The 513-nt window shown below is 71.0% G+C and carries 1 protein-coding gene; it reads left to right on the forward strand.

From position 1 onward, the window contains the following. Positions 1-513: ATP-binding cassette domain-containing protein (locus tag SB4_RS18530; RefSeq protein WP_153006348.1), on the forward strand; the 513-nt coding region annotated here is incomplete at both ends.

Raw genomic sequence — 513 nt, forward strand, 5'->3', positions numbered from 1 at the left:
TCGCCCGCGCGCTCCAGCCGATCGAGCAGCTGATCGCGACCTGGCGGAACATCGTGCAGGCGCGACAGAGCTATGCCAGCCTGCAATCGCTGCTCGCCACCGCACCCGCGACGCAACGCCCGACACAACTGCCCCCGCCGCGCGGTGCGATCCAGCTGGAGGGCGTCACCGTGCTGACGGACAGTCGTGACGCGGCGATCCTGCAGGGCATATCCTTCGCGATCCAGCCCGGCGAGGTCGTCGCGCTGATCGGACCCAGCGGGGCGGGCAAGTCCACCCTGATCCGCGCCATCGCGGGCGCGCTGACGCCGGACCGTGGCACGATCCGTTTCGACGGGGCGGATGCGCGCGACTGGGACCCCGAACGGCTCGCAACGCATATCGGCTATCTGCCCCAGGATTCGGCGCTGTTCGCCGGGACCGTGGCCGAGAATATCGCGCGCTTCGCCGGAGAGACCGGCAAGCGTGACGAGGCGAGCGATGCGGCGGTGGTGGCCGCCGCGCAGCAGGTCG

The organism is Sphingomonas sanguinis (assembly GCF_001476905.1).
In the GTDB taxonomy this organism is placed as follows: domain Bacteria; phylum Pseudomonadota; class Alphaproteobacteria; order Sphingomonadales; family Sphingomonadaceae; genus Sphingomonas; species Sphingomonas sanguinis_B.